The following is a 23805-nucleotide window of genomic DNA, read 5'->3' as shown; positions in this document are numbered from 1 at the left end:
TTCTTCGGGATGACATATATTATGTGTAATTTTTACTATTACTTCTTATGAAAACTAAAGCCCTAGCCCTGATGGGAGCGGCATCCTTTTTCTTGCTTCTTTAGCAAGGAAAAGATATAGCGGACAGCAGGAAACAGCTCCTAATTCTTGAAATTTTAATTTTTTAAAATCCCAAATTTCAATGGAAAAGCGGCCTTCAACTTCGCTCAGTCTTACAACCTGAAACCTGAAACTAAAAAAAAATGAAACAAATTTTTCTATTCCTCATCCGGTTCGTTCATGATTTTTTCACGATACTTTTTACCTATCAACAGGACTAATTTTAGTTTATAATCGTCAACCAGCCACTCACGGTAGTTTTTACTACATTGGCTTAAACATTTAGAGTAACGTTTGATACGGCAATCGATATCATCGTCAAGTTCTTTTCCTAATGATTTTGCCTCCTGTAAGGTTTCTGTATTATCGACACACATTGCGGCGTGTTGTTCTAATGATTTGTCTAACACTACTTTAGAACGTAAATTTTGTTTGATGATTAGTTTGTGTTCTTCATCAACATCAAAGGTAACATCTGCTGTTTTGCTGAATTTTGCGCGTAATTCCGGTGGCATACTGTATTTGAAATACAATTCGATTTCAGTATCATCACGTAAATTCTCTAAATAAAATTCAGGTGATTTAAAGATATGCTGCCAGTTTACAGGCTCACTCCACAAACCAAAACGAGCTGCATTATTACCTAAATCAATCACTGTAAACTCGTCTTTACCCGGTAATTTACGAGATCCACGACCAATCATCTGGTAGTATAACGTAAGCGATTTTGTCGCTCTGTTTAAAATGATAGTTTCAACTGTTGGTTCGTCAAAACCGGTCGTTAAAATTCCGACTGATGTTAAAATCGCATCCGGGGTCTTTTTGAACCATGCCAAAATATCTTTACGCTCCTCTGAACTACTGGTGTTGTCAAGGTGTCTGATGTCGTAACCCGCTTCTCTAAAGGTTTCGTATACATATAATGATGTATGGATACCGTTGTTGAAAATCAAGGTTTTTTTGCCTAATGAACGTTCTGTATACGCATGCAATAATTTTTCCTGCATGATGGTATTCGTATATAAATCATCAGATGATTTTACGGTATAATCTCCGTTAATACCTACTTTTAATGATGTTAATCCAACATCATAACTATAAGTTGTTGCTCTGGCCAGGAAACCTTTGTCGATCAATGAACTAATGGTGTCTCCCACAATAAGTTCATCATAACTTTGGTGCATTGGCAATTTTATATTTGAACTCAATGGCGTTGCTGTTACTCCAAGAATAAAAGCATTTTTGAATGAGTTTAATAATTTTCTGAATGAATTGTAATGGGCCTCATCAATAATAACCAAACCAATGTTGTCAAGATGCAATTTTTCATCATTGATACGGTTCTTTAAAGTTTCTACCATCGCCACGAAACAAGAAAATTCGTTTTGGTCAGGTAATTCCTTTACTTTACTATTAATGATTTTATTAGAAACACCAAATCCTTTTAGCATTTTTGAGGTTTGTTTACAAAGTTCGATACGGTGCGTTAAAACCACTACCTTTTTATCATTATTCGCTAAATAACGACGTACGATTTCAGAAAAAATAACTGTTTTTCCACCACCAGTAGGTAATTGGTACAATAAATGATGTTTCGAAGGAGCATTATCTAAACGTTCAAAAATGGCATCGATATCGCCTTTTTGATATGCATAAAGTTCTTTTTTCTCTTCTCTTTCTATTTCTAAAGTGTTTTGAGACATTGTTTATTTTTGGATTTTTGCAAAAATACACCGAAAAAACAGTTATTCATCTTATTTTAACGTAAAATAAATGATTTTTTTAAATAAGATTTTTTATGAGAAAAGCCTTTATAAGTCGGTTTTTTCTAAAATTGCCTCAAATTCATACTTGTTTTTCCATTTTTGTTGAATAGTTTCTCGTTGAATTGCTATAATTCTTTCCTTGAAATCACCTAAAATTCCATTAGAGATAACAAAATTTACAGCTTGTTCAAAGGAGTTCAGCATGCTTTTGTAGAATAATTCCTGTTTAATAAAATTATTTGATGCGTAAGTTTGTGCTATTTCGATATTGTAAAGCATAACATCAGCAATCACAAAAGGATCTACTCCTAGTGATATAAAATGTTTAATGAATTTCTGCGCTACTGAACGACGCATTTTTGCTTTTGGACGCCACTTTGCATTTGGTTTTTTAACAGGGAAATACTCGTGCGAAATTTTGACCTTGGATTCCTGGAGCAGTTTATCTTCTTTGGGATTGAAAGCAAAATCATAATAGACTTTTACGGGACTGAATTTTTCATACAACTCAATAATTTGCTCTTCGAGTTGTTCTTTGCTCAATTCTGTCAAATATTTTTTTAAATCGCGTTTACTCATTATAAAAGTTTAAGTATACAAAAGTAAATTACTTTCTTGATTCATACCGCAAAAACCAACCATAATACTTAATTTTGCTTGTTTAAATTTAAAAAAATACATACATGCTCAAGATTTTCAAAGTTACCGCAATTTTAGAAGGAATCTCTTATTTGGTATTATTCACTAATATGCTCGTTATCAAAAACAATAATCCGGAACTATATCATACTTTATTACGTCCTTTAGGGATGACACATGGTGTTTTGTTTATTGGTTATGTTTTGTTGGCGTTTTTGCTCAGAAAACCTCAAAATTGGGATTTGAAAACCTTCGGGATTATACAAATTGCTTCACTTATTCCTTTTGGAACTTTTTACATCGAGAAAAAATATTTAGAAAGTAATGCATAAGCTTTTGAATAAGATATTTAATTTTTTATACCCTCTTTTTAGAGATTGGGGAATGAGTCGCAATTTTGCGTCTTATATTAGCCTCATTCTCAATATTGCCATTCTGGTGGCTTTGGCTTTTGCTATTTATTATATTGCGAAATTTGTTTTAGTCACCTTAACGGCCGTTTTTGCACAAAAAACCAAAACGAAGTTTGACGATTATTTAATTCATAACAAGACCACAAAATATACGGCCTATTTAATTCCGTTTTTCTTTATATACAAAGCTGTTCCTATTATTTTGGACAAATATGAGTATTGGGAATCTGTTTTCGGGAAGATAGTTGGTGTTTATATCGTTTTAATCTCATTATGGATCATCAGGACGATTTTTAATGCTTTACGGGATTATTTAAAACAAAAACCGGAATACAGCGACAAACCAATTGATAGCTTTATTCAGGTTATTATGATTGTCCTTTGGATTTTTGGGGTTGCTCTTATTATTTCAACTTTATTCGGAATCAAACAAGGTGAATTGTTGACTATTTTAGGAACACTTTCAGCAATTATTATCTTGATTTTCAGGGATACTATTTTAGGATTTGTTTCTAGTGTTCAGGTTGCCATAAACGATATGGTTCGTATTGGTGACTGGATTACAATGGATAAATTTGGTGCTGATGGAGATGTTATCGAGATTAATTTAACGACTGTAAAAGTCAGGAATTTTGATAATACAATTACCACGATTCCAACTTATGCATTAAGTTCAGACTCGTTCCAGAACTGGCGCGGTATGCAGAAGTCTGATGGAAGACGTATAAAAAGACATATCTTGATTAAAAGCAGTAGTATTCGTTTTTTGAATAATGATGATCTCAATCACATGAAACGTGTGCAACTGATCAGTTCTTATATTGAAACCAGACAGGCTGAAATCGAAAAATACAATGATTTACGTGATATAGATAAATCACTGTCGCTTAATGGTCGGAATATGACCAATCTGGGTTTGTTTAGAAAATATATTATTCAGTATTTGATTACACATCCCGGACTAAATAAAGATATGCACATGATGTGTCGTCAGTTGCAATCAACGGCACATGGAGTTCCGTTGGAGATTTATGCTTTCTCAAGCGATAAACGCTGGGCAAATTACGAATATATTATGGCGGATATTTTTGATCACGTTATGGCTTCTGTCATCTATTTTGATCTTGAAATTTTCGAATTACCATCGACAATAGGACCACTTAATTAGCTTCAGGTTTTCTTTGTCTCAGGTTTCAAGTTTCTAACAGTAAAGGTCGCAAAGATTTATGCTATAAACGCAAGGGTATTCCTTGTGGACTTTGCGAAAAATCTTTGCGACCTTTGCCGTTAAATTAAGTTCAAAGCATGGTAACCTGAAACCTGAAACTATTTCTTCACCTCTTCAAAGATAAACTTCGAATTATGATATTCGATTGGGGTTCCGGGCATAAAACAGGGAAGATTAAAATAGGTTGTAATTATACCGCTTCCTAAAAATAGTTTGTTTTCTTTTTTTAATAATGCCAATGGTATTCTTTTCCAGTTTCCTCCGTTCGAGATATAATGAAAATCACCTCTTAGAGTATCTCCTTTTATATCTCCCCTAACGTCTCCGGAATCTTTGCCTTGTTGGTAATAAGTTCTTTCATAACGTCCATAAAACCGTTTGTCATTAATATTTATAGCTAAAATTGCGGTATCTTTTTCGTTGATGGCCTGATATACAATATGATTGTATTTGCTTTTTTCATCTTTAGAATTGCATGAAAAAAGAAATATCAAAACAGAAGAAAGAAAAAATAAAGTTTTTATATTCATTGTTGTATTTTTTAACCCTATAAGGTGAATAAGAAAATTTGAGAGCTTGTTTTTAAATGAACTTATATCAGTCATATGGTGAGTTTTATAATCGGTCTTTTACGAATTCTATTTGTGTTTTTCCGTGTGCTTTGGGTTTTCCGCTTTCATCTAAATTAACCATTGTAGTTTGGTCAATTGTAATAATGATTTCCCGGGTCATCATATTCCTAACCGCACAGGTTAAAACCAAAGAAGTATTTCCAAATTTTACGACATCAATTCCAATTTCAACAATATCTCCTTGCCTTGCAGAACTCTTAAAATTGATTTCTGACATGTATTTGGTCACCACTCTGGTATTCTCTAATTGTATGATGGTGTACAATGCGAGTTCTTCATCAATCCAGGCTAATAATTTTCCGCCAAATAAAGTTCCGTTTGGATTTAAATCTTCAGGTTTTACCCATTTTCTGGTATGAAATCTCATAATTTTAATTTAGATAAAAGAATTTTGTATTGGAATTTTTTCTAAATTTAAAGAAAAAACATGGAAGATAGAGACGCTTTTTTAAGAGAATTCAGAGGAGAGACTTTAGGAACTGTAAGTGCTCAATCTTCACCTGACGAGTTGTTTCAAAATCAAACCATTAGGCCTATTTTGAAACTTCAGAATGATTTATTTGTAGCAGTTTTTATCAATTACGTCAATAAAAACAAAGCTGATTTTTATTCCTATACTGTTGAAAAGAAGTTGCAGACGATCGAAAATTCTATTCAGAAAGATATTAAGTTCAGAAATTCTTTAAAGGGGATTGTCATGGCGCTTTTTACTATTGAAGAATACGATATCTACATTCAGAATTCCTCAAGTTTAAACAAAAGAATGATGAATTTGTTAGTTGAGCGATTAAAAAGTCAGGTGCAATTATTTGAACTGGAATCTAATTAAACTATGATGAAAAGTTTATCGCTATTTATTTTATGAAATTATAGAGACTGTTTTTAAAAAGAGCGGATAATTAAGTATTTATAAGCTTTTTGATTGTATTTGATTTATTTTAAAAACAGTTTTTTTAGGAAGTTGGAATCACATTTAAATTAAGGCTTTTTATTCAATTAAAGCTTGTAACAAATAAGATCAACCAGAGTCTTACTCTAAAAACTTACCAATGAACCTAAAAAATATTTTACTTGCTCTTGCCGTTACAGCATGTATATCTTCTGGATTTTCTCAAACTGTTAATAAACTACCTGATAGTCTTCTTACTAAAACTGTATTTCTTTATAAAAATGGAAATTTTGAAGGTAAGGGCTGGGATTTAATTAAAAAAGAATTAATTAATTCGCAGATTGTATTTGTAGGTGAACAGCATGGCGTTGCTGAAGTCCCACTTTTTACCGGAAAAATTGCAGACATTTTACAACCTAAAGCTTTGGTTGTTGAAATCGATCCTTATACTGCGGTGCAATTAGAAAAAACAGCTAAAAATCCGGCAGGATACTCTGATTATTTTAAACGCAAACCGTATGATTTTGCCTTTTACAGCTGGCAGGCAGAAATGAATTTGGCGCATCAAATGACACTTTCGAACATTTCCATTTGGGGAGTCAATGAAATTAATTTTTTATCCATGCCTACTTTTTTTGAAACACTTGCAGCGACTGCGAAACAAGATTCTAATAAAAAAATAGCATTAAAAAAGGCTGCCGAATTTGCTAAAAATGATTTCCCGCTCTTTGGTGATGCTAATAAATACAGTAATTTTAAGGCTTATCGTATGAAAGTGTCAGAAGTAGATTCATTACTTTATGATTTTAGAAATGAAAGTCAGATCAGTCAAAAAATGCTGAGAGATCTTAAATTAAGTATTCCTATTTTTGCCAATGAAAGTTATGAAAAACGAGTAGGTCTCATGAAAAAAAACCTGCTTAATTACTTATATCCTTACATTACGGCAGATGAAATTAAAATTCCAAAATTACTTTTTAAACTTGGAGGAAACCACGCATCGCGTGGAAGTTTTGAAGTCAGTAATCTTGCTGATAACTTAGCTGATGCTGCCGGAAAAAAGTCATTACATATTATGGTTATAGGCAAACAAGGTACTATTAACGAAATGGCTCCTACAGATAACAGCAAGGCAATAGTCGCTTATGACGGGCTTAAGGAATTCAAAGAATTCTTAACGTTTTTTGAAAAAGTGGGTCAGGATGAGTGGGCTGTTTATGATTTAAGACCGATTAGGCGCCTTTTAAAGCAAGATAAACTAAAAATTGACGATCCTAAATTAAAATCATATGTATTGGGATATGATTTGTTGTTGCTTATTGATAAGGCTACAGGAGATAAATTTGTAGAATAACCAAATCGCGCTATATGTTTGATCAATTCCGAAATAAATTCCCAATCGAAGAAGAACGTTGGAATTCGTACATTAATTGTTTTAATCTTATCGAAGTTCCGGCCAAAACCACACTTTTAGAAGAAGGCGAAATTTCAAAAAAGCTTTTTATAATTGAAAAAGGGTGTGTCAGGGTTTGGTTTAATAATAACGGAAAAGATCTAACCACTCAGTTCTTTTTTGAAAATCAAAGCGTGGCTTCTATCGAAAGTTTTATGAAGAAGTCTGTAAGTCCGGCTAGCATAGAAACCATTGAGCCTTCTGTTTTGTGGTGGATTCATAAAAAGGACCTGGATAAAATTCTGGAAGAAATTAAGGGAATTCCGGAGCTAAGGGATCGTTTAATTAATATGCTTTTTGAGCGTACATTTGATTATATGAAATATTTTGTTTCTTTTATAAAGGACTCTCCTACTCAGCGTTATCTTAATTTAATTGAAGAAAGACCTCAAATTGTTCAGCGTGTTCCGCAACACTATATTGCGTCTTATCTTGGCATAAGCACCGTCCATTTGAGCAGGATTAAAAGTAAATTAGTTCACAATAAATAGTTCTGATTGTATTTGATAACAAATGTTATCGTCAGCCAATAAACAGCAGTCTAAATTTGCATCATAAAATTTAATAATTATGAAAGCAGCAGTAGTTTATAAAAAAGGCGAATTGCCAAAATATGCAGAATTTACAGATCCCATTGTACAAAACGAAAATCAGGTTTTATTTTCGGTCAAAGCAGTAGCGATTACCAATCTGGATAAAGGAAAAGCTAGTGGTAAACATTATTCTTCTGAAAACAATTATCAAAATGGTTTTGTTGTTGGCAGTGATGGTGTTGGTTTGTTAGAAGACGGAACAAGGGTTTATGCGCGTGGAATTAATGGTACAATTGCCGAAAAAGCGATTATTGATAAAAATATAGTTGTGCCTTTGCCTGAAGGAATCAGTGATGCAGTTGCAGCTTCATTGCCCAACGCGGTTGCAGGGTCAGCAATGGCGCTAAAATTTAAAGCCGGAATAAAATCAGGTGAAACGGTTTTAATAAATGGCGCTACAGGTTTTACAGGTCAAATGGCGATTCAGCTTGCAAAGCATTATGGAGCAAAAAAGGTAATTGTTACGGGAAGAAACGAAAAAACGCTTGAAAGTCTTTTGGTCTTGGGTGCTGATGAAGTTATTTCTCTAAAGCAAAATGATGAAAAAATTATCGAAATGCTTAAAGAAATTCATGTCAATACTCCTATCGATATTGTTTTGGATTATTTATGGGGACATCCTGCAGAATTAATTCTTAACGCTTTAAAAGGTAACGGATCGTTTACGACTAAAGTAAGATATGTTACTATTGGAGGAATGGCTGGTGATAGTATTCAATTGTCATCAGGAATTTTAAGAAGTGTTAACCTGCAATTATCAGGTTCCGGTTTAGGAAGCTGGGCAAAAGAGGATGTGAAATTATTATTCTCAGAAATTCTTCCGGAAATGTTTCTTTTGGCGGCTCAGAACCAGCTGAAGGTGAATATTGAAACTGTTCCCTTGGTGGATATTGAAGAAGCCTGGGCAAGAGAAGTTTCTGATGGGAAACGATTGGTAGTGACTATCTAAAAAATGTTGTTGAATTGAACGTTAATTTTGCTATTTATTCCTTAGGAATTTTACAAATAAAACCTGGATTTTTGTCTCTTAAATTCAAACAAAATCAGGAAAATAAAAAGGTTTGATAAGAAATAATTCTCATCAAACCTTTTTATTATAAAATATTGCTAGAACTTACTCTTTAGACAACATCAATTCTTTAATGTATTTCACCGGAGCACTTCCAAAACTTAAGAATTTCTCATGAAATTTTTTCAGGTTGAATTGATCTCCTTCTTGTTTTTTAAGTTCCTCTCTCAGGTTATAAATTTCAGTATATCCTGTAAAATAAGAGCATAATTGAACTTGTGATAACGTTACACGTTTCCATTTTCCATCTGCTTCCGCTTGTTGCTGAAAAGCTTCTTTAGTCAATAAATCAATTGCCGCTTCTTTAGACATATTTTTTGTATGAACACTAATGTCTAAGATCGTATTGCAAGTTGCTCTTAAATTCCATTTGTAATACATCAACCACATTTCGTCAGAATTTTTATAGCCACTTTCCAGCATCATTTTCTCTGCATAAACAGCCCAGCCTTCAACCATTGCACCGTTTCCTAGTATAGATTTAATGATACTTGGTGATTGATTGCTGTAAACCAATTGTGTATAGTGCCCCGGCACAGCTTCGTGAATGTTTAAAATCTGAAGGATGTAGTCGTTGTATTCTCTCAGATAACTTTCTGCATTTTCTGGAGTCCAGCCCGCTAAACTTCCTACATTGTAATAAGTATTACCGTTTTTATCGTAAGGTCCTGGTGCAGAAATAGATGCTCCTGCAACTCCGGCCATATAAGCTGGTTCTTTACGCACTACAAGAGGTTTTGATGGGTCTATATATAATAAATCTTTTGCTTTTACATAAGCCGTTAATTCCGGAATTTGTTTCTCAATTTCAGATTGAAACTTTTCAGGAGTTGTATGTTGCAACGAGATCTTATCAATAACTTGTTTGATTAATTCCAATTTGTTGGTTGGCTTTGCTTCATTTCCTTTGTATTTAGTCCAAAGTTTATCGGCCAAAACAAACATTTTATCGTGTAAATCTTTTTTGTGATCGTTTGCTACTTTAAAAATCTCATCAGCAGTATAGCTTGACTGGATATCAAAATTGAACTTTTTAGCATATAATGCAGCTCCTAATCTGAAAGAACGTGGTGTTTTGTTTGGAGTAGTTTTTAACCATTCAGCATAATCTGTAATAGCTTTTTTAGCAGTTTTTGCCTTCTCCAGGATTTCTTTTTTCTCTGCAGCGCTTAATTTACTTTGTTGTAAAGCAGTAGTTAAGTCAGTATCAAAAACGGATGAACCACCAAGGTTTTGTGCTATTGCAAGCTCAGTATGCTCGATAGTTGGATTTTTAATATTCTTTTTTGCTGCTTCATAATAAGCCGGAACGTTATTCAATTTAGCATTAAAAGCACGCAAACGAACTTCTAAAGAATCATATTTTCCATTTAAAATTTCAGCAAATGCTCCGCACACATTATATTCAGCAGGATTCCACTCAGATGATTTCATCTCTTTGATACTGAAAATCGTAGCTTCAAGCTGATTTTTTATCATATAAAAATCTGTCTTGTTATTATCCGACAAATTTTCAACATTAAATTGTTTTAAAGAATCTAATTGTGCATTGACAAATTCAAGTTGGATTTTTTCTTCCTTAGCATCCGGAATAGACAAAACATTATCATATTTATGGTAGCCAACGCCAGAAGCCCAGCCTGGATTAATTTTCCATAAAGAAGTTACAAAACCGTCTTTATACTTGTCGAATTTTCCGTCTAACGCTTTATCATCGTTAGACTTACCACTTTTGTTACAGGAAAAAAGTAGCGAAATTGCAAAAATTGAAACAAATAGTTTTTTCATAAGTTAATTTTTTAATGGTTTAAAGATAGAAAAAATGTTCTTTATGCAAAACAATTTGCTATTTGTAATCAATATTTCAATAATTCTAATAAAACTTCCTCAAAACGATTTTTAGGTAAAAATTGATCTTCTAATGCTTTTGTAAACGGAATTGGAGAATCTAAACTCGCCACCCTTTTTACAGGAGCATCCAGATATTCAAAACATTCTTCCATAATTAAAGCCGAAATATCACTTGCTATTCCGCCAAACAAAGTGTCTTCCTGATAAATAATTACCCTTCCGGTCTTTTTAACCGAAGTAAAAACACTTTCAGTGTCCAGCGGTTGCAAAGTTCTTAAATCGATCAAATCAGCTTCAATTTCAGGATTTTTGGATAAAGTTTCCAGCGCCCAATGTACCGGAGCTCCAAATGCGATAATCGTCACTTGATTTCCTTCTTTTAATAAAGCTGCTTTACCTAACGGGATCGTATAATAATCAACAGGAACGTCCTGATAAACGCTTCTATACAGTTGTTTGTGTTCGAAAAACAAAACAGGATTTGGATCGTTTATAGAACTATTTAATAAACCTTTTGCGTCATACGGAAAAGCCGGATAGACTACTTTTAAACCCGGCGTTTTGGTAAACCAGGCTTCATTGGTTTGCGAATGAAAAGGTCCGGCCTGAGTTCCGCCGCCACATGGCATGCGAACCACAACATCAGCCTTTTCGCCCCAGCGATAATGTGATTTGGCCAATAAATTCACAATTGGATTAAATCCTGTAGAAACAAAATCAGCAAACTGCATTTCGACAATTGCTTTATAACCATTTATAGATAGTCCCATTGCAGTAGACACCACTGCGCTCTCACAAATTGGTGTATTCCGTACGCGATCTTTTCCAAATAAGTCTACGAAGCCATCTGTGATTTTAAAGGCACCACCATATTCTGCAATATCCTGGCCCATAATGACAAGATTCCCATGACGTTTCATAGATTGCTCTAAACTATATCTGATAGCATCTATGAATCGTATGTTTTTTATTTCTTCTGAAGGACTAACTTCTTCATGTTGATAGGTTTTGTAAACATCATCTAATTCTCCGCTATAAGTTGGAATAATTTCCGGCTCGGCATTTGCGATTGCCCAATTTTCGTCGATTTCCTGTTTGATTGCTGCATGCAATTGCTCGTCATATTCTTTAGTAAGAACGCCAGCTTCGATCAAATAATCTCTATAGTTGGTTACAGGATCTTTGGCTGCCCATTCGTCCATTAATTCCTGCGGAACATATTTGGTACCACTCGCCTCTTCGTGGCCGCGCATTCTAAAAGTTTTAAACTCTAATAAAACCGGATGTGGATCTTCCTGCATGTGTTCTTTTAACTGGGACAGTTTATTGTAAACTTCCAGTATATTGTTTCCGTCGATTATATAACTGTCAGTACCATAACCTACTCCTTTATCTGCTAAGTTTTCGCAGGCATATTGTTCGTTTGTAGGTGTTGAAAGTCCGTAGCCATTGTTTTCGATGATGAACATTACAGGCAATTTCCAAACAGCGGCAATATTCAGTGCTTCATGAAAATCCCCTTCACTTGTAGCGCCTTCTCCTGTAAAAACAGCAGTTACTTTTTTATTTTTTTGAAGTGTATCCGCTAATGCGATTCCGTCTGCGATCCCTAATTGTGGTCCCAGATGCGAAATCATACCAATAATTTTATATTCTTGTGTACCAAAGTGAAAGCTTCGGTCCCTGCCTTTTGTAAAGCCATTTGCTTTTCCCTGCCATTGTGAGAACAATCGGTGCAAAGGAATGTTTCGGGTGGTAAAAACCCCCAGGTTTCGATGCATCGGTAATACATATTCTGATTCGTCTAAAACTGCCGTCACCCCTACTGCAATTGCCTCCTGCCCTATTCCGGAAAACCATTTTGACACTTTTCCCTGTCGGATTAAGATCAGCATTTTTTCTTCGATCAAACGGGGTTTGAGTATTTTTTTATATAAATCTAATAATTGTGTATCAGTAAGGTTTTGTCTGTAATAGATCATTGGCTTTGTTGTTTTTGGTGTTTCAAATATAGAAAAATATAACAATTTTATTTATTTTTGTTATATTTTTTTAATTTTAATATAACTTTTAAAATTCAAATCTAAAATATTCTCTACCTTTGTTACTGAAAGGCCCTTATAACACCTTTTATCCTTTTAAATAAAAATGTAAAGTATGCAAAACATTCCTAGTGTAGACTTACGTGATTTCCTTTCGGACGACCCGAAACGTAAACAAAAATTTGTAAATGAAATCGGCAGTGCATTTGAAAACATTGGCTTCGTAGCCCTAAAAGGTCACTTTTTAGACGACCAGTTGGTAGACGAGCTTTATAGCGAAATTAGAAAATTTTTCGCTTTGCCAGTAGAAACTAAGCATAATTATGAAATTCCCGGAATTGGCGGGCAAAGAGGCTATGTTTCTTTTGGAAAAGAACATGCTAAAGGACGTAAAGAGGGAGATTTGAAAGAATTCTGGCATTTTGGTCAGTATGTGGATGCGACTTCAAAATATGCTTCAGAATATCCTGAAAATGTTGAAGTAACAGAATTGCCACGTTTTAATGTTGTGGGTAAAGAGGCGTATCAAATGCTTGAAAAAACAGGTGTTTATGTGTTAAGAGCTTTGGCGCTGCATTTAGGTTTAGATGAGTTTTATTTTGATCAGTATGCAAAAGACGGAAACTCTATTTTAAGACCTATCCATTACCCACCAATTACTTCTGAGCCGGAAAACGCGATTCGTGCAGCAGCTCATGGAGACATTAATCTGATTACGCTTTTAATGGGCGCTCAGGGTAAAGGATTACAAGTTCAGAATCATGATGGCGAATGGATTGATGCTATCGCTGAGGACGATCAATTGGTTATTAATGTAGGAGATATGTTATCAAGACATACTAATAACAAACTAAAATCAACGATCCACCAGGTGGTAAATCCTCCAAGAGAATTATGGGGAACTTCACGTTTCTCTATTCCGTTTTTTATGCATCCTGTAAGTGATATGCGTCTGGATTGTTTAGAGAACTGTATTGATGCTGAGAATCCTAAGAAATTCGAAGATATTACTGCAGGAGACTATTTATACGAACGTTTAGTAGATTTAGGTTTAATTAAAAAATAAACTTAAACAAATTCCAATATTAAAATTCCAAATTCCAATTCTGATTGGGATTTGGAATTTAATTTTTAATCACATTTAATATTTGAAATTTATTTTTTAGCGTAAAAATTTATGGACTTACAAGATCAATTAAAAAATTTATTTCCGGATCATATCGAATCAAATGAACCTGAAGAAGTTCAGGAACAGGATCATGTTCTTTTTATTCAAAAAGAACCTATGATTTGTAAATTCGAAAAAAGAAAAGGAAAAGCAACCACTATTATCGAAGGTTACGAAGGATCCGACGAAGATTTTAAAATTCTGGCTAAAGAAATTAAAACAAAATTGAGCGTTGGCGGAACTTTCAAAGATGCATCAATCATCATTCAGGGTGATTATCGCGATAAAATAATGGAAATCCTTAAAGCAAAAGGATTTAAAACGAAAAGAGTTGGTGGATAAATTAATAAAATCCAATTTTTTAAATACCAATCTTATAAAAATTTAACCGCAAAGAACGCAAAGAAATTTAATCTTAAGATTTTATAAAAACGCAGAGTTTGCAAAGCTTTGGCCTGAAATGTTTTAGATTTCGGGTTTTAGAATTTGGAACTTGAAAAAAAATTAAATTTTAGAAAAAAATCTGCAGGCAAAAAAAATTATGTACCTCTACAGAAAACCTTTGCAACTTTGTAACTTAGAACCTTAGCAACTTAAAAAAAATGATACAATCTTCAGAATTAATACTTAATCCGGACGGAAGTGTTTACCATTTAAACCTTCTTCCTGAACATATAGCAAACGATATAATTTTTGTTGGAGACCAAAACAGAGTCGAAAAAATCACTCAGTTTTTTGATTCTATTGAATTTTCAACTCAAAAAAGAGAATTTAAAACCCAAACGGGAATTTATAAAGGCAAAAGAATTTCTGTAATGTCAACAGGAATTGGTCCTGACAATATTGATATTGTTGTAAATGAACTAGATGCTTTGGTTAATATCGATTTGAAAACACGTGAGCCAAAAGAAAATCTTACCTCATTAAATATTATCAGAATTGGAACTTCGGGATCTTTACAAAAAGATATCCCTGTAGATAGTTTTGTAATGTCTAAATTTGGATTAGGATTAGACAATATGCTCCGCTCCTATTTGATTGATGAAGTGTCGAATGCAGCAGTCGAAGATGCTTTTATCAGTCATACGAATTGGGATATTAGAAAAGGAAGGCCTTATGCAATTGCCTGTTCTGAAAAATTAGAAAAAATCATAGAATCAGATAAAATATTCAAAGGAATTACGGCAACTGCCGGAGGTTTTTATGGACCACAAGGACGTGTTTTGCGTTTGAATATTCAGGATGAAGAATTAAACAGTAAAATGGATAATTTTAATTTTAATGACGAAAGAATTACTAACTTAGAGATGGAAACAGCTGCGATTTATGGGCTTTCGGCACTTTTAGGGCATAATGCCTTGTCGTTGAATGCTATTATTGCCAATCGTGCATCAGGAACTTTTAGTGAAGATCCTTATAAAGCTGTTGATGAATTGATTACTTATACATTGAATAAACTCGCAGGAAATTAAGTAGCGAATTTGTCAATTTGAGAATTAGATAATTACACTAATAAACTAAGTTTATGTTTTTGAGAGTCGCGCGACATACCGATGATTTGGTGAGAATTTCAAATTTTTACGTAAATATTCTGGGTTTTGAATTCTTAGGTGATTTTCAGAATCATAATAATTACGAGGGTGTCTTTATTGGTAAATCAGGTTTGGACTGGCATTTTGAATTCACGAAATCTGAAGAAAAAGCAAATCATACCTTTGATAAGGATGATGTAATTGTGCTTTATCCGAAATCAATTTTAGATTATGATGAATTGATAAACAAGCTTATGTATAACAACATTTCAATGATAACTTCAAATAATCCTTTTTGGAATGAAAACGGAAAAATGTTTCTGGATCCGGATGGTTACCGAATTGTTTTGTCGCCGTTGAAGGCAATAATAAGTGAAATAAATTAGTAAATTGAATAATGCAGGAATCACATAAAAAAATAGTATTTAAATATTATAGTACTTACTTAGAGGAAATTGTTTCAGAAACAATGTGGGCAGAAATTGTTGATTTGGAGAAAGGACACTTCAAATTAGATAACATTCCGTTTTTTGGGCCTTTGATCGCAACTGACGATATTTTTCGTGCAGAATATGATGACGCTGAAAAAAACTTTATGCACAGGGAAACAATAGAAAGTTCCGGAAATTCAATTCTTCAGGTTTTAGTATTGGAAAAAGAATTCGACGCAACACTTATCAGGGAAAAATTAAAAACGATTAACTGCCTGTCAGAGGCTTTAAATGACACTTTTTTTGCTGTTGAAATTGTGAAAAATGTTGACTACTCGATCGTAAAAAGTCTATTGGATGAGTACGAATCGAATTCAGTAATAGAATTTACTGAACCTTGCCTTTCTGAAAAACACAGAGCCGATTTATTAAAAAATTAATCAACAAACAAACTTAGAATACGCTTACCAAACTTAAACTTAACTAAAAATGAAAACTGTAAAAATTGTAGGTGTTCCGGAACACTTCAATTTGCCATGGCATTTATGTATTGAAAATGGTGAATTTGAGGCTGAAAACATTGATTTACAATGGAAAAACATTCCTGAAGGTACAGGTAAGATGTGTCAGATGCTTCGTGATGGTGAAGCCGATATCGCTGTAATTTTAACCGAAGGAATTATAAAGGACATTGTTGGAGGTAACAAAAGCAAAATTGTTCAAATTTATGTACAGTCGCCTTTAATCTGGGGAATTCACGTTGCCGCAAAATCAGATTATCATACTGTGGCGGACCTTAAGGATAAAAAAGTAGCAATTTCAAGAATTGGTTCAGGATCACAACTGATGGCTTATGTAAATGCACATGAAAATGGCTGGAAAACGGATGATTTGTCATTTGAAATCATAAATACAATCGACGGAGCCGTTGAAGCTTTGACAAAGGGAACTGCAGATTACTTTATGTGGGAGCGTTTTATGACTAAACCACTTGTAGACCAGGGTATTTTTAGACGTGTTGAGGATTGTCCTACTCCATGGCCGTCATTTGTTATTACAGTTCGTGATGAATTCCTGAAAAAAAATCCTAAGACTGTAGAAAAAATACTCGAAATTATAAATAAAACAACAGAGGATTTTACTCAGATTCCTAATATAGACAAAACCTTATCCGGGCTTTTCAATCAAAAAATTGAAGATATTCAGGAATGGTTAAAACTTACGCAATGGTCACAAAAGAATTTGAGTGAAAAAGCCTTTATTAAAATTCAAAATCAGTTATTTGATCTCGGAATTATTGATAAAAAAAGTACTTTTGTTGAAACTGTAAAAGCGCTGTAAATACTGCTTTTGATTCTTATGATAAAATTTCCTAAAATTGACTTTCCGCAATTAAAATCCAAATTACAGGTGAAATCACCCTGGGATAGGGTTATTATCATGCTGTTGAGTCTTTTGATTACGATACCAATTTTTATCATACTGCATCAAAACCTGATCGATTTAGAATGGCCTTTTAATTTAGACCGTGTCTTTATTTTTATCTTTGTTTTTACTGCTCTTTTCTTTCTCTTAATGTATCTGCGAACCATCATTATTCTGTGTATTGCAGTCTATTTATTGGTTTTGATTTACGGAAGCGTTATTGGAAATTATGGTTTTAGTGAAATCTCTGAGGATTATAATTCGATGATTTATACCATGTCTGACAATCCTTTTCCGCAAGATATTATTGTGGCGAAATTGCTTCCGTTTCCAAATAAATCAAAAATCATTAATGCGATAGAATATCAGAATCCAAAGGTTCGAAATTTTGCCATAATGGCCACTACAAAGCATTTTAAAGGTATAAAAGGATATTCGGACTACAGAACGATCATTCAGTGTTTTGCAGTTTTTAAAGAGATTAATAGCCGTTGGAATTATGTAAATGACCCCAAAGAAGGTGATTATATTGCCACTGCAAGCGAATCACTGGAATATTTTTCAGGTGATTGCGACGACCATTCTATTTTAATGGCTGCTGCGATTCGTTCTATTGGCGGAACTCCCAGATTAATTCATACCAAAGGTCATATTTATCCTGAAATATTAATAGGTTCTTTAATTGATTTGGAAAAGGTCAATTATTTGATCAAAAATGTACTCTTTGTAAAAGAAAGTTACGGAAAGAAAATTCATTACCACATGGATGAACGCGGACAAGTCTGGATGAATCTTGATTATACTGCCAAATATCCGGGAGGCCCTTTTATGTATGAAGAAATTTTGGGGGCATTGACTTTGAAATAGTTTTTTAAGGCACTAAGGTTCTGAGGAATAAAGGAACAAAGGTTTTTACTAGAGATTACGGATTTAGATTTAACCGTAAAGATTCGCAAAGATTTACGCAAAGTTCGCAAAGTTTTACAATTAAGCTTTGCGAACTTTGTGTTTTTATTAAACCTTAATTACTATTCTGTGCGTTCTTTGCGGTTAATTTTATAATCACCACTTAGTCAATGTGATAAAACTATAAATTAAAAATATATTTTTGTAGGTTTAATTGCTGCTTAATTTGCAAATATTTGATTTTTAGATTTTTAATTAAAATAAATTTTGTAATTTTCTAATGTCTAACATTAATCACAAAATCATGAGAAAATCTAACTTATTTATCCTCGGAATTACATTATTAGCAGTATTAATGATTTCATGCCATAAAGGTCGAAATAAACTGGTGAATTCGTGGAAAATCACTACAGTTGAACCTAAAATTGCCCTTTCTGATTCTTTAAAAAATGTGATTCTGACTAATGGAACACTGACTTTTACGGAAGACGGACATGTAACGGGATATTTACAAAATGAAATTAACAATGGTACTTTTGTATTGTCTAATGGTGGAAAAAGTTTAGTAATAAAAGATGAAACAGGAACTCCATATCCTTGTCAAAGTACTATAACAGATGATCAACTGATATTAGACAGCAAAGAAATGAAAATAACACTCAAAAAAATATAACCAACAATCACATATAAATTAATTTAACCACTCTGTAATAAAATGCAGCGTGGTTTTTTATTATAGTTTAAAACACAATTTGTATCTTTGCAATCTTAAATAAAGGCATAATTTTATGTGAAAAATAATTTCTTTCAGACAATTTAAAGAGTAAACAGCATTCGCCGTTACCCTATTTATTCATCTCTAGAGAAAGAAATTATGCTTATTCTACAAAACATTTCATATCAACACACCAACGGTGATTTATTGTTTGACAATATTAGTTTTACCGTCAATAATCACGAAAAAATCGCATTAATTGGACATAATGGTGTTGGAAAATCAACACTATTAAAAATTATTTCAGGCGGACTACAAGCCTCGGGCGGAGAAATAAGAGTTGGTTCTGAGTTATATTATATACCCCAAATCTTTGGGCAATACAATGATTTTACTATTGCTGAAGCATTGCGTGTCAATCATAAACTGAATGCTCTCAGGGAAATATTAGACGGAAATGTTACAGAAGAAAATTTAAATGTTTTAAACGACGACTGGACTATTGAAGAGCGCTGTAATAATGCACTTGATTACTGGCAATTATCAGACTTAGATTTAACACAAAAAATGGAAACCTTAAGCGGCGGACAAAAGACAAAAGTTTTTCTGGCTGGTATTTTGATTCACGAGCCGGAATTGGTTTTGCTTGACGAACCCAGCAATCATCTTGACAAAGTTGCCAGAGAAGTGTTGTATGATTTTATTACATCTGCAAACAGTAGTTTGATTGTCGTAAGTCATGATCGGAAATTATTAAATCTCCTGAATACTGTTTATGAACTTAGTAAACGCGGTATTGCTATTTATGGTGGAAATTATGACTTTTATACTGAACAGAAACAAATCGAAAATGATGCTTTAAACCACGATTTGCACAGTAAAGAAAAAGCCTTACGAAAAGCTAAAGAAAAAGAGCGCGAAACTTTAGAAAGGCAGCAAAAACTGGATGCACGTGGAAAGAAGAAACAGGAAAATTCAGGTGTTGCACGGATAATGATGAATACTTTGCGCAATAATGCCGAAAATAGTGCATCAAAACTCAAAAGTGTTCATGTAGAGAAAATTGATGGAATTTCGAGAAAACTGCGCGAACTACGTTCTGTCCTGCCCGATAGTGATCAGATGAAATTTGGTTTTGATAATTCGGCTTTGCATAAGGGAAAAATTCTTTTTAAGGCAAGTGCAATTAACTTTAATTGCAATGAGCTGATGCTCTGGAAGAATGATCTGGATATTGAAATAACCAGCAGAGAAAGAATTGCGCTTAAAGGTGCTAACGGATCCGGTAAAACGACTTTAATTAAAATCATACTCGGAAAATTAACACCAAAATCAGGAACAGTTTACAGGGCAGAAAACAAATCTGTTTACATCGATCAGGATTATTCATTAATAAACAATAATCTTAAAATCTATGAACAAGCCCAGGAATTTAATACTTCAGGACTTGAAGAACATGAGATAAAAATGAGACTGAACCGCTTTTTGTTCGACAGGGAATATTGGGATAAAACTTGCGGTGCATTAAGCGGCGGAGAGAAAATGCGACTAATGCTTTGTTGTTTAACAATAAATAATGAATCGCCGGACATTATCATATTAGATGAGCCAACGAACAATTTAGATATTCAGAACATAGAAATTCTGACTGCCGCTATTAATCACTATCAGGGAACTTTGATTGTGGTTTCACACGATGAATCTTTTCTGGAACAGATCAATATTGAAAAAACGATTGAACTTTAAAATTTTATAAACCCCTAATACTGAACCTTCAAAAACAACAGAATTTTGGAGGTTTTTGTTTTTCTAAAAGAACCCAAACTTTAATTATTTTACTTATTATTACTGGTAATGAACAGTTTACCTGTAATTAAACCTCAAAAAAATTATCAAAAAAATTTGTGCAGTTAAATAACTGCATTATATTTGCAGTCAAATAACTGCACAATGGAAATTCGTAGAGATGTATTTCAGGCAATTGCCGACCCTACCCGCAGGGCAATATTGAGTTTGGTGGCTATTCAGGCTATGACACCCGGAACAATAGCGGAAAAATTTGATTCGTCGAGACAAACAATTTCAAAACACATTCAGATCCTTACCGAATGCGAATTGCTGGAACAAGCTCAAAATGGAAGGGAAATTTACTATCACATTAATGCTATAAAAATGAAGGAAGTAGCTGATTTTATTGAGCCTTTTCGCCAAATGTGGGACGATCGATTTAATACATTAGAAACTATCATGAAAAACTACAAACCTAAAGAATAGATTGTTTATGGAACTCAAAACAAAAATTAGTGCCGAAGATGGCCAACAAGATCTCGTAATTACACGAGAATTTGATCTTCCGCTTGCATTGCTTTTTAAAGCTTATGACGAACCTGAAATTGTAGCACAATGGATGGGCACAAAAGTGCTGAAACTCGAAAGCAAAAAGTACGGCAGTTATCAATTTGAAACTAAAGATCATAAAGGAAATGTTGTGTTTAAAGCAAATGGTGTCATTCATGAGTTTATCGAAAACCAAAGAATTACAAGAACATTCGAGATGGAAAACTCCCCTTTTGCAGCTCAGCTTGAATTTTTAGAGTTTGAATCGATCTCTACAGAAAAAAGTAAACTTACTATGCATATTATTTATAAATCTCCGGATCTTAGAGATCAAATGCTGAAATTACCTTTTGCACAAGGCATTAATATGGCTCACAACAGATTACAAGATATCGTAAACCAACTAAAATAAAACAGCATGACAAAACGAAACAAAATCATCTATTGGATTGCTACTCTTTGGCTTGCCTTAGGAATGACATCAACCGGAGTGGTACAAATACTAAAAATGAAAGATGAAGTAGATATGATGCGCCATTTGGGCTACCCTATTTATTTTTTGACCTTATTAGGAATCTGGAAAATATTAGGCGTAATTGCAATATTAATTCCTAAATTTCCTTTGTTAAAAGAATGGGCTTATGCGGGATTCTTTTTTGCGATGTCCGGAGCTATTTTTTCTCATCTGGCTTGTGGAGATGCCACTTTAACTCTTTTTGGCCCTGTACTATTACTAATTCTAACGATTACATCCTGGTATTTCAGACCTGTTGAAAGAAAAATCACATCGTTTAATTCCTGATCGTCCTGAAATTATTTCTAACTTAGTAAAGCTGAAATTTAGCAATCAGAAATAAAACATATTATCTATCTAATAAAGAGAACTTCAAATGGATAAAGAAAACAGTAACAATCAGGAAAGAAAGTTGCATACTACAAGAACGTTAAATGCGCCAATTGATTTAGTTTGGGAAATGTGGACAAATCCCGAACATATTGAAGTTTGGTGGGGTCCCAATGGTTTTACGAATACGATTCACAAAATGGATCTTCACGAAAACGGAGGATGGGATCTAACAATGCATGGCCCGGACGGAACCAATTATCCCAACCGAAGTATTTTCAAAGAAATTATTTTGTTTGAGAAAATTGTGTTTGAACATTTGAATCCTCATTTTATTACGACAGTTAAATTTGAAACCAAAGCCGAAAAAACTGTACTGGACTGGTCAATGTTATTTGATACCCGGGAAATGCGTGACAGTGTAGTAAAAGCGCATAAAGCTGACAAAGGCCAGCAGGAAAATTTAGATAAACTTGAAAAATATCTTGCTAATAAAGTATAAATGATATGAATGCACATAAAAACAAGTTATCTCCTGAACAACAAGAAGAATTACTAAATGTTCTGGCAGCACGTTTTGAAAAAAACATCCAACGGCACAAAGGGATTGAATGGTGTAAAGTACAAGCAAAACTAGAAGCAAATCCTCATAAATTATGGTCACTGGATGAAATGGAAAGAACTGAAGGTGAGCCGGATGTTGTGGGTTACGATAAAAAAACAGACGAATATATTTTTTATGATTGCTCTCCGGAAAGTCCTAAAGGTCGCAGAAGTTTGTGTTATGACCATGAAGCATTGGAAAAAAGGAAAGAGAATAAACCTGTGGACAGTGCAATTAATAGGGCTGCCGAAATGGGAATTGAAATTTTAAATGAAGAACAATACAAGGAACTTCAGGAATTGGGAAATTTTGATGCCAAAACATCCAGCTGGATTGTAACACCGTCTGCTATTCGAAAATTGGGAGGTGCCTTATTTTCTGATTTTCGCTATAATACTGTATTTGTTTATCATAACGGCGCTGAATCATATTATGCGGCAAGAGGTTTTCGCGGTTTATTACGAGTTTAATCAAAAATAAAGTATGAATCCAAAAGTTGATTTTTATTTTGAGAAAGACGCCAAATGGCAGAAAGAACAAGAGGAGTTACGGAAAATTGTTTTAGATTGTCAATTAACTGAAGAACTCAAATGGGGCTGTCCTTGTTATACTTTTCAGGGCAATAATATTGTTTTAATTCATGCGTTCAAGGACTATTGTGCGCTTTTATTTTTTAAAGGTGCTTTATTAAGTGATACAGATGGAATCCTAATTCAACAATCTAAAAATGTTCAGGCGGCAAGACAAATTCGGTTTACACGTCTTGACGAAATTGCAGATCAAAAATCGATTCTAAAAACGTATGTTTACCAAGCTGTCGAAGTCGAAAAAGCGGGGTTAAAAGTGGTATTGAAGAAAACAAAAGAATTTGAGATTTCAGAAGAGTTTCAAAAGAAATTAGACGAAAATACTAAACTCGAAACGGCATTCAAAGCTTTAACTCCGGGAAGGCAAAGAGCTTACTTACTGTATTTTTCATCTCCAAAACAATCTAAAACAAGAGAATCAAGAATTGAGAAAGTAATTGATCAGATTATAGAAGGAAAAGGATTGAATGATTGATGATGTTTAAAAAATAAAAAAAACAGACAAGAAACTCCATTAGCAATGGAGTTTTTTTTATTAACAGAACTGCATTATGTGAAACACAATTTATAGCTGTTGTAGAA

27 protein-coding genes are annotated in these 23805 nt (G+C 33.6%); 21 read left to right on the top strand and 6 right to left on the bottom strand.

Annotated features, from left to right (window positions below; genetic code table 11):
- Positions 1 to 257: 257 nt before the first annotated feature.
- Both ACQY44_RS25275 and ACQY44_RS25270 read right to left on the bottom strand, forming a co-directional pair.
- Positions 258 to 1802 carry a DEAD/DEAH box helicase gene (locus tag ACQY44_RS25275; protein WP_428233041.1) on the bottom strand — a complete coding sequence of 515 codons (1545 nt, stop codon included), beginning with the start codon at positions 1800 to 1802 and terminating at the stop codon, positions 258 to 260.
- A 108-nt stretch (positions 1803 to 1910) separates the two neighbouring features.
- The gene (locus tag ACQY44_RS25270) at positions 1911 to 2444 is read right to left on the bottom strand and encodes a DUF6155 family protein (RefSeq protein WP_428233040.1); all 534 of its coding nucleotides are present in this window, start codon (positions 2442 to 2444) and stop codon (positions 1911 to 1913) included.
- Positions 2445 to 2548: 104 nt separating this feature from the next.
- On the opposite strand from ACQY44_RS25270, the gene ACQY44_RS25265 reads away from it, so the two are divergent.
- Together ACQY44_RS25265 and ACQY44_RS25260 are read left to right on the top strand one after the other, a co-directional pair.
- Entirely contained in the window at positions 2549 to 2836 is a 288-nt protein-coding gene (locus tag ACQY44_RS25265) for a DUF3817 domain-containing protein (protein ID WP_428233039.1), read from the top strand.
- Entirely contained in the window at positions 2829 to 4085 is a 1257-nt protein-coding gene (locus ACQY44_RS25260) for a mechanosensitive ion channel family protein (protein ID WP_428233038.1), read from the top strand. The genes ACQY44_RS25265 and ACQY44_RS25260 overlap by 8 nt, the downstream gene beginning before the upstream one ends.
- A 158-nt stretch (positions 4086 to 4243) precedes the next feature.
- On the opposite strand, the gene ACQY44_RS25255 is transcribed toward ACQY44_RS25260, so the two are convergent.
- A complete protein-coding gene (locus ACQY44_RS25255) occupies positions 4244 to 4675 on the bottom strand; it encodes a hypothetical protein (protein WP_428233037.1) in 432 nt (143 codons plus the stop codon).
- A gap of 85 nt (positions 4676 to 4760) precedes the next feature.
- Positions 4761 to 5144 carry an acyl-CoA thioesterase gene (locus ACQY44_RS25250; protein ID WP_428233036.1) on the bottom strand — a complete coding sequence of 128 codons (384 nt, stop codon included), beginning with the start codon at positions 5142 to 5144 and terminating at the stop codon, positions 4761 to 4763.
- 60 nt (positions 5145 to 5204) lie between these two features.
- Between ACQY44_RS25250 and ACQY44_RS25245 the strand changes: the two genes are divergently transcribed.
- From ACQY44_RS25245 to ACQY44_RS25230, 4 genes are all read left to right on the top strand, one after another.
- A complete protein-coding gene (locus ACQY44_RS25245; protein WP_428233035.1) occupies positions 5205 to 5606 on the top strand; it encodes a glyoxalase in 402 nt (133 codons plus the stop codon).
- A 220-nt stretch (positions 5607 to 5826) separates the two neighbouring features.
- Positions 5827 to 7020 (top strand): hypothetical protein, encoded by a 1194-nt coding sequence (locus ACQY44_RS25240; RefSeq protein ID WP_428233034.1) that lies wholly within the window; start codon positions 5827 to 5829, stop codon positions 7018 to 7020.
- 14 nt (positions 7021 to 7034) lie between these two features.
- Positions 7035 to 7610 carry a Crp/Fnr family transcriptional regulator gene (locus ACQY44_RS25235; RefSeq protein ID WP_428233033.1) on the top strand — a complete coding sequence of 192 codons (576 nt, stop codon included), beginning with the start codon at positions 7035 to 7037 and terminating at the stop codon, positions 7608 to 7610.
- 79 nt (positions 7611 to 7689) lie between these two features.
- Positions 7690 to 8661, top strand: coding sequence for a quinone oxidoreductase family protein (locus ACQY44_RS25230; RefSeq protein WP_428233032.1), 972 nt, complete (start codon positions 7690 to 7692; stop codon positions 8659 to 8661).
- 165 nt (positions 8662 to 8826) lie between these two features.
- Here ACQY44_RS25230 and ACQY44_RS25225 read toward each other — a convergent pair whose 3' ends face one another.
- Positions 8827 to 10569: a DUF885 domain-containing protein gene (locus ACQY44_RS25225; RefSeq protein ID WP_428233031.1), complete on the bottom strand. Its 1743-nt coding sequence runs from the start codon at positions 10567 to 10569 to the stop codon at positions 8827 to 8829.
- 68 nt (positions 10570 to 10637) lie between these two features.
- Positions 10638 to 12614 carry an alpha-ketoacid dehydrogenase subunit alpha/beta gene (locus ACQY44_RS25220; RefSeq protein ID WP_428233030.1) on the bottom strand — a complete coding sequence of 659 codons (1977 nt, stop codon included), beginning with the start codon at positions 12612 to 12614 and terminating at the stop codon, positions 10638 to 10640.
- A 175-nt stretch (positions 12615 to 12789) separates the two neighbouring features.
- Between ACQY44_RS25220 and ACQY44_RS25215 the strand changes: the two genes are divergently transcribed.
- From ACQY44_RS25215 to ACQY44_RS25145, 15 genes are all read left to right on the top strand, one after another.
- Positions 12790 to 13740 (top strand): isopenicillin N synthase family dioxygenase, encoded by a 951-nt coding sequence (locus ACQY44_RS25215; RefSeq protein ID WP_428233029.1) that lies wholly within the window; start codon positions 12790 to 12792, stop codon positions 13738 to 13740.
- 111 nt (positions 13741 to 13851) lie between these two features.
- Complete coding sequence (locus ACQY44_RS25210; protein WP_428233028.1) at positions 13852 to 14184, top strand: translation initiation factor; 333 nt, start codon at positions 13852 to 13854, stop codon at positions 14182 to 14184.
- Positions 14185 to 14444: 260 nt separating this feature from the next.
- A complete protein-coding gene (locus ACQY44_RS25205) occupies positions 14445 to 15314 on the top strand; it encodes a nucleoside phosphorylase (RefSeq protein ID WP_428233027.1) in 870 nt (289 codons plus the stop codon).
- Between the two features lie 53 nt (positions 15315 to 15367).
- Positions 15368 to 15760 carry a VOC family protein gene (locus ACQY44_RS25200; protein ID WP_428233026.1) on the top strand — a complete coding sequence of 131 codons (393 nt, stop codon included), beginning with the start codon at positions 15368 to 15370 and terminating at the stop codon, positions 15758 to 15760.
- 11 nt (positions 15761 to 15771) lie between these two features.
- Positions 15772 to 16245, top strand: a complete 474-nt coding sequence (locus tag ACQY44_RS25195; protein ID WP_428233025.1) for a DUF4265 domain-containing protein — start codon at positions 15772 to 15774, stop codon at positions 16243 to 16245.
- 49 nt (positions 16246 to 16294) lie between these two features.
- Positions 16295 to 17146: a substrate-binding domain-containing protein gene (locus tag ACQY44_RS25190; RefSeq protein WP_428233024.1), complete on the top strand. Its 852-nt coding sequence runs from the start codon at positions 16295 to 16297 to the stop codon at positions 17144 to 17146.
- An 18-nt stretch (positions 17147 to 17164) separates the two neighbouring features.
- Positions 17165 to 18097 carry a transglutaminase gene (locus ACQY44_RS25185; RefSeq protein ID WP_428233023.1) on the top strand — a complete coding sequence of 311 codons (933 nt, stop codon included), beginning with the start codon at positions 17165 to 17167 and terminating at the stop codon, positions 18095 to 18097.
- A 343-nt stretch (positions 18098 to 18440) separates the two neighbouring features.
- Entirely contained in the window at positions 18441 to 18809 is a 369-nt protein-coding gene (locus tag ACQY44_RS25180; RefSeq protein WP_428233022.1) for a hypothetical protein, read from the top strand.
- 201 nt (positions 18810 to 19010) lie between these two features.
- Positions 19011 to 20597 (top strand): ABC-F family ATP-binding cassette domain-containing protein, encoded by a 1587-nt coding sequence (locus tag ACQY44_RS25175; RefSeq protein ID WP_428233021.1) that lies wholly within the window; start codon positions 19011 to 19013, stop codon positions 20595 to 20597.
- A 204-nt stretch (positions 20598 to 20801) separates the two neighbouring features.
- Complete coding sequence (locus ACQY44_RS25170) at positions 20802 to 21125, top strand: ArsR/SmtB family transcription factor (protein WP_428233020.1); 324 nt, start codon at positions 20802 to 20804, stop codon at positions 21123 to 21125.
- Positions 21126 to 21132: 7 nt separating this feature from the next.
- Positions 21133 to 21600, top strand: coding sequence for an SRPBCC domain-containing protein (locus tag ACQY44_RS25165; protein WP_428233019.1), 468 nt, complete (start codon positions 21133 to 21135; stop codon positions 21598 to 21600).
- Positions 21601 to 21606: 6 nt separating this feature from the next.
- Positions 21607 to 21990, top strand: coding sequence for a DoxX family protein (locus tag ACQY44_RS25160; RefSeq protein ID WP_428233018.1), 384 nt, complete (start codon positions 21607 to 21609; stop codon positions 21988 to 21990).
- A gap of 88 nt (positions 21991 to 22078) precedes the next feature.
- Positions 22079 to 22534, top strand: coding sequence for an SRPBCC family protein (locus ACQY44_RS25155; protein WP_428233017.1), 456 nt, complete (start codon positions 22079 to 22081; stop codon positions 22532 to 22534).
- Between the two features lie 5 nt (positions 22535 to 22539).
- On the top strand, positions 22540 to 23106 hold the full coding sequence (locus ACQY44_RS25150) for a DUF4256 domain-containing protein (protein ID WP_428233016.1): 567 nt from the start codon (positions 22540 to 22542) through the stop codon (positions 23104 to 23106).
- A gap of 13 nt (positions 23107 to 23119) precedes the next feature.
- Positions 23120 to 23698, top strand: coding sequence for a YdeI/OmpD-associated family protein (locus tag ACQY44_RS25145; protein ID WP_428233015.1), 579 nt, complete (start codon positions 23120 to 23122; stop codon positions 23696 to 23698).
- Positions 23699 to 23805 lie beyond the last annotated feature (107 nt).

The organism is Flavobacterium sp. (genome assembly GCF_965277525.1).
GTDB lineage: Bacteria > Bacteroidota > Bacteroidia > Flavobacteriales > Flavobacteriaceae > Flavobacterium.
Note: the sequence above shows the minus strand (reverse complement) of the source record. Positions and strands in the feature narration are given on the sequence as shown.